Annotated in this window: 5 protein-coding genes; 2 read left to right on the forward strand and 3 right to left on the reverse strand. The window is 69.9% G+C overall.

Annotation, left to right across the window (positions count from 1 at the left end; translation table 11 throughout):
- Window positions 1-615: 615 nt before the first annotated feature.
- From ACIGXM_RS36965 to ACIGXM_RS36975, 3 genes are all read right to left on the reverse strand, one after another.
- A complete protein-coding gene (locus ACIGXM_RS36965; protein WP_396568513.1) occupies window positions 616-1,713 on the reverse strand; it encodes an integrase core domain-containing protein in 1,098 nt (365 codons plus the stop codon).
- A gap of 138 nt (window positions 1,714-1,851) precedes the next feature.
- Entirely contained in the window at window positions 1,852-3,075 is a 1,224-nt protein-coding gene (locus ACIGXM_RS36970; protein ID WP_396568514.1) for a nucleotidyl transferase AbiEii/AbiGii toxin family protein, read from the reverse strand.
- The gene (locus ACIGXM_RS36975; protein ID WP_396568515.1) at window positions 3,072-3,833 is read right to left on the reverse strand and encodes a hypothetical protein; all 762 of its coding nucleotides are present in this window, start codon (window positions 3,831-3,833) and stop codon (window positions 3,072-3,074) included. Before ACIGXM_RS36975 ends, ACIGXM_RS36970 begins: the two co-directional genes overlap by 4 nt.
- Window positions 3,834-3,988: 155 nt before the next feature.
- On the opposite strand from ACIGXM_RS36975, the gene ACIGXM_RS36980 reads away from it, so the two are divergent.
- Both ACIGXM_RS36980 and ACIGXM_RS36985 read left to right on the forward strand, forming a co-directional pair.
- Window positions 3,989-4,666 carry an SMI1/KNR4 family protein gene (locus ACIGXM_RS36980; RefSeq protein ID WP_396568516.1) on the forward strand — a complete coding sequence of 226 codons (678 nt, stop codon included), beginning with the start codon at window positions 3,989-3,991 and terminating at the stop codon, window positions 4,664-4,666.
- 298 nt (window positions 4,667-4,964) lie between these two features.
- Window positions 4,965-5,842: tetratricopeptide repeat protein (locus ACIGXM_RS36985; protein ID WP_396568517.1), on the forward strand; the 878-nt coding region annotated here is incomplete at its 3' end.

The raw sequence follows: 5,842 nt of genomic DNA on the forward strand, positions 1-5,842 counted from the left end.
GCGCCTCTCACGGATGGGGTGTCATGAGCGGGTATCAGGTGTCACGCGGGGCGGATGGGATAGGCCCTGACCTGCGCGATTCGGACTGGTGAACACTAGTCAGACACCCGTTCGGCCGCTGGGGGTCAAGGGGTCGCAGGTTCAAATCCTGTCGTCCCGACGTGAGTCGGAAAGGCCGTTGGCCGGGAGAAATCCCAGGTCAGCGGCCTTTCGTGTGACGCCCCGTCAGGGAAACGAGCCACCTGCGAACACCCATAAACGATCTTGCTGGGGACCAGCGTGCTCCCGGCGGACCCGGCAGGCCCGCTCTCGGGGACCAGCTGGCAGAAGGCCCACCTGTCCCCACCTGGCCACAATAGCGGCGGACCCAGCATCAGTAACACCCGTTCCGTGAATTCCGACGTTGCGCCCGCACCACCCGCGCGGTGAATTCCCCCGCGTGCCGGGGAATCGACATCCGACCGGGCCATGAGCGAAGTCCGACTCCGCCCCGGGAACTCGAAGTTCACCGAGCCCGCAGGCCGGAATGTGGGCCGACCCCGTGAGTCTGGTCCCAGTGGTGCTGCCACGCACCGTTGTTGACCCTGTCGTTGCCGAAAAACTCATCCGTCCTGTTCAGGCAGCATGTTGATGCCCGCGGAGGAGGCCGCTGAGCCGGTCACGCCGTCGTATGCCCAGATGGGCGATCCGGTCCGGATCCTGGATCGGGTCGGGGAACGGGTGGAGCTGGCGGGCGTTGGCGAGGCTCTGGTGTGGCCGATGCTCGTTGTAGAACGTCTCGAACTCGCATAGGGCATGAAGGAGATGACGCTGGTCCCAGATCAATGTCCGGTCCAGCAGCTTACGGCGGCAGGTCTGCACCCACCGCTCCATGACCGAGTTCATTCTCGGTATCCGGACGCCGCTGAGTACCACCTCGATGCCCGCGTCCTTGAGTACCGCGTCGAACAGCTGCGGGAACTTCCCGTCGCGGTCCCTGATCAGGTAGCGGGCCCGGCAGCCGGCGTCCTCGAGGTCCATGACCAGGTTCTTCGCGGCCTGGGTCACCCAGGACGCGGTCGGATGCGCGGTTGCGCCCAGGATCCGGATCCGGCGGTTCGCGTGCTCGATCACCGCGAACACGTAGAAGCGGGCCCCGGACAGAGTGACCGTCTCGAAGAAGTCGCATGCAAGGAGCGCGTCGGCCTGGGAGTGCAGGAAGTCCGCCCAGGTGGTGGAGGTTCGCTCAGGCACTGGTGGGATCCCGGCCTCCTTCAGGATCTCCCACACCGTGGACGCGGCCACCTTCACGCCGAGGACCAGCAGCTCGCCGTGGAGGCGCCGGTACCCCCACCCCGGATTCTCTGCGGCCAGGCGCAGAACCAAGGCGCGGATGGAGCGTACGGTACGCGGTCGGCCTCCGTGCTTCGGACGGGATCGGGCAGCGTGACGGCGGGCGACCAGGTCGCGGTGCCAGCGAAGAACGGTGTCCGGCCGTACCATCAAGCGCATCCGGTGCAGCGCGTGCGTCGACATCCGGTGCAGCAGTGCTGCCAGAAAGGCCCGGTCGCTCGCCTCGAACCGTACGCGCTGTCCGCTCAACTGCCGCTCCAGCACGGTGATCTGATGGCGCAGCGCGAGGATCTCCGCGTCCTTCTCGCGGTCGCTCATCGGCAGCGGTCGCAGCATCGCGAACGCGTTCGTCACACCCAGGTACGCCAGTCGTAGCAGCACGGTCGGTCATCATGCCGCGGAGCTCGTCGGCTCTGCCAGAGCGCCCACCCGACCGACGAGGTCGACACTCGTGCACCCTCACACACTGCGTCTCACCAGGGCGGATGAGGTTCTCGGCAAGGGCAAGGACGAACCGTCCTACCAGTCGGCCACCGCCTGGTGGGCCTGTGCGAGATCGCCGCCCAACAACTCGCTGACGATCACCAGGATGGTGTCCAGCGGCAGGTACTTCTTCTTGGCCAACCGAGCCTGTACCGCATCCATCCCGTGCGCGGCCACGACCTCCCGCAGCTCCTCGATCAGTGGCGCGAGCCACTGGGCGCGCAGGGAGTAGTCGCTGCGGTTCTCGAAGGTCGGGGCGAGGGCGGCCAGCAGCCTGTCCGGGTACTCCTCGCCGTCCTCGGCCAGGTGCGGGTAGTCCTTGGCGAACTCGTCCCAGTCGACGTCGAGGTCGGTGATCGCCTCGGGCAGCAACGGCCAGTGGCTGTTGGTGTCCGCCAGTGCGAACACCTGCCGCAGCAGCTCGTACGACACCTCGGCGGACCCGGCGAGCAGGACGGCGTCGTACAGGTCCTTGCCCTGCGGGTAGCTGTCCGAGATCAGCCAGAGGATCTTCCAGGCCAGCGACAGCCCTGGGGTGGCGGTGAGCAACGGCGCACTGACGCCGGGCAGTTGTTCGGAGCGCGGCTCGACGGGCAGCTGCTCGGTGAAGGCGAAGTCCAGCTGGACGGTACCGCCCGGCATGCCCGGCGCGCTCCACGGCACCACCAGGCGGCGTCCCGGCACCCGTCCGTAGGTCCAGATCGCGTTGGCCGCTGCCTGGTCGCCGTGCACCCGCACCCGCGCCTGGTCGGAGAGCCGCTGCGCACCGGCGGCGATCTCGCCGAGCAGCTCCTCGGTGCGGGGGTCGTTCAGCTTCCAGTCGTCGGGTCGGACGACGAAATCCAGGTCACCGGGCTCCCGTGCGGCGTCGCCGAACCAGGCGCGCAGCAGGATGCTGCCGCGCAGCACCAGGTGCTCGGCCCAGGCGGACTGCGCGATGGCGGACAGCACCGTGTCCAGCGCCTCCCGGCGGGCAGCGAACCAGTGCCCGGCCACCTCGGGGTCGGCGAAGGTGGGCTCGCCGGGGCGCATAGCCCGGGCGTAGCCGGGGAGGGCCGGGTCGAACACCAGCTGCCGGGTGACCGCCTCGTGGTCGATCGGGCGGACGCTCCTCGGCAGGTCGAGGCGCTCGCGGAGCTCCTGGCTCGGGGCCTGCTCGGGGAGCAGGACCTGCTCCCCCGGCTCGTATTCGGCACCCTCGCAGTCGGCGGTGGGAGCAGGCCGGTCGGCTCCGGCGGGCGTGGCCTGGTCGCTGGTCATCGCAGTGCTCCCTGTCGGTGGTGCGCGGTGGTGCGGTCTTCGTCGCCGGTGGCGTGCTCGTCTATCCAGCCCGCGTCGAGTGTCTCATCGGTGTCCAGGGCCACGAACTCCCGCTCCACCGAGGCCGTGCGGCGCCCGTCGGCGGCGAGTTCGGCGAGCAGGGCGTCGAGCCGCAGGCCGGCGGTGGCCAGGCCGACCAGTCGGCAGCGCTGTGTCACGAACCTTTCCCGTAGCCCGTCGGCGCGCACTCGGCGGGCGTTGCGGGAGAGGTGGGCGCCGTGGCGGACGGCCAGCTCGGCCAGGCCATCAGTGGACTCGACTTCGGAGAGCAGCAGTTTGACGTGGTGTTCGAAGTATCGGTGTGCGCCGAGACGGGCCCCGTCGGCGTCCGACTGTGGCACGCCCTCGGCCCAGGGTGCGGCTTCGATCTTCACCCGCAGCACCCCGAACCCCGCCTCGACCAGTCGTCCGGCCATGCGCTGCGTGGCCGCCGCGGCGTCGTCGAAGGAGCCGGACGCGCGCAGCGTGAGCATGGGCTGGGAGACGGTGGCGCCTCGAGCGAGCAGGATGTGCGTGAACTTCAGCCCGTGCTCCGCCGACCAGTCGGCGAGCCCGTCGGCATCCGCCGCCCCCACGGTGAGGTGCACCTCGAAGTCACCGCTCAGCGACGAAGTGACGTCGGGGGTGGGTGAGTTGGCAGGAGCAGGGGCGGTACGGCCCGGGTCTGGATGGCCCAGGTCGGAGTGGGTGGCGAACATTTGGCCAGCATGCCAGGTGCCATCGACAGGCCGAGCGCGGGCTCGTCCGGCACGGTGATCGTGCGTCACAACGACCGGACCGCCAGCCGTGAGCGGTCGAGCCGGTGCCCGACGGCCTTCCCCGAGCGGTCCGGGAGCCGGCTACGATCCGCGGTGTGGGTGATCAGTTGTGGGGCGGTGTGCGGGAGCGGGTCGAAGCGTTGTCGGGTGTCGTCGTCCCGACGCAGGCGCTGCGTTATCCGGTGCTCAGTCGCAGGTTCCGGCTCGATCCGGTCCTGTCTCCGGCGGACGTGGCCGAGCTGGAGGAGCGAATCGGCGTCGAACTGCCGCAGGAGTACCGGACCTTCCTGCTCCAGGTGGGTGCGGGCGGCGCCGGCCCCGGCTGGGGCATCTACACGGCACAGCTGAGGCCCGGGTACCCGCTGTGGTCGGGGCACAACGCGGACACGGCGGACTATTCCCGACTGGCCGAGCCGTTCCCCGCAGCCCCGCTGGAGCCGGCCGTCCTGCGGGCGCTGCTGGCGCAGTGCCCGCAGGAGGGGGACGACCGCGACCTCGCCCACCTCGATGCCCTGGGGCGGTGGAACGAGGCGGTGTGGGGCCCGGATCGCACGGTCGGTGCGATTCCCCTGTGCAGCCTCGGCAGCGCCCGTGAGCAGTGGCTGGTGCTCAGTGGGCCTGAGCGTGGCGGGATCTGGACCGACGAGCGCGCCGACCACGGCGACCTGGCCCCGGTCCCGGACGGCAGCGGCGGGACCGTGACGTTCGCCCGCTGGTACCTGGACTGGCTGGGCAGCGCGGAACAGCAACTCTCCAACATCAGCCGCGAGTAGCCGGACACGAGGGATGTCGAGCCGGCCCGGCAGACCGCGGTGTGGGAGTGCGTGAAGAAGCAGCGCTCGGAGATCAAGGCGGAGGCGCTGGAGGGTAGGGTTGGCGGGGGCGGCTGGTGCCGGGGTCTCGCCGCTTTGGGCGGCCGGATCAGGGCTCGTGACGTGGTGACCTGGGTGAACGGGGTTTCATGCGGAGCCCGCGTGAAGCGGGTCCGGTGCGGCGTACCAGCGACAGGCGAACAGACAGGGCTCTCAGGCGTGTCTGACACTGAGCCGGCAGGGGCGTGAGGGGGTTGTTGTGTCCGAGATAGAGATGATCGTGGGCCAGGTTGTGCCAGTGATCAGCACGGCGGTCAGGGCGTACGGGGCGGGGGTGCTCATCATGGCACAGGACGCGGCGGCGGACGCCACGGTAGGCCTGGGCCAGCGGGTACTGGCCAGGATTCTGCACCGCGCCGCGCAGCCCGAACCGCTGGAAGCGGCCGTTGCCCTCCTTGCCACCGCAGATGGGGAGGACCCGGACGCGGTGGCGGCCTTGCGGCTGCAGGTCCGCAAGATCCTGGAGCAGGATCCGGAGCTCGTCACCGAACTGGCAGGGGTGCTGCCGGCCGCTGCGCGGGCCGGCGCGACCGGTACCAGGTCGGTCGCCGTCGCCGGGGACAACAGCGTGCCGACCGCCGGCGTGCGCGTTCTGGGCGAGGACCACCCCGACACCCTGACCTCCCGCACCAACCTCGCCTACGCCTACGAGTGGCTGGGGGACCCGGACCGTGCCCTCCCCCTGCGCGAGCAGCCCATCCTCGCCTGGGCTTACCCGGAGGTGGAGGACCTGGAAGGTGCCATCCCCCTGTACGAGCAGACCCTCAAGGATCGGGTGCGGGTGCTGGGCGAGGACCACCCCGACACCCTGACCTCCCGCAACAACCTCGCCTGCGCCTACGAGTGGGTGGGGGACCGGAAGCGTGCCATCCCCCTGCACGAGCAGACCCTCAAGGATCGGGTGCGGGTGCTGGGCGAGGACCACCCCGACACCCTGACCTCCCGCAACAACCTCGCCTACGCCTACCATGTGGTGGAGGACCTGGAAGGTGCCATCCCGCTGTACGAGCAGACCCTGAAGGATCGGGTGCGGGTGCTGGGCGAAGACGACCCCGACACCCTGACCGCCCGCAACAA

The organism is Kitasatospora sp. NPDC052896, from assembly GCF_044547075.1.
GTDB lineage: Bacteria > Actinomycetota > Actinomycetes > Streptomycetales > Streptomycetaceae > Kitasatospora.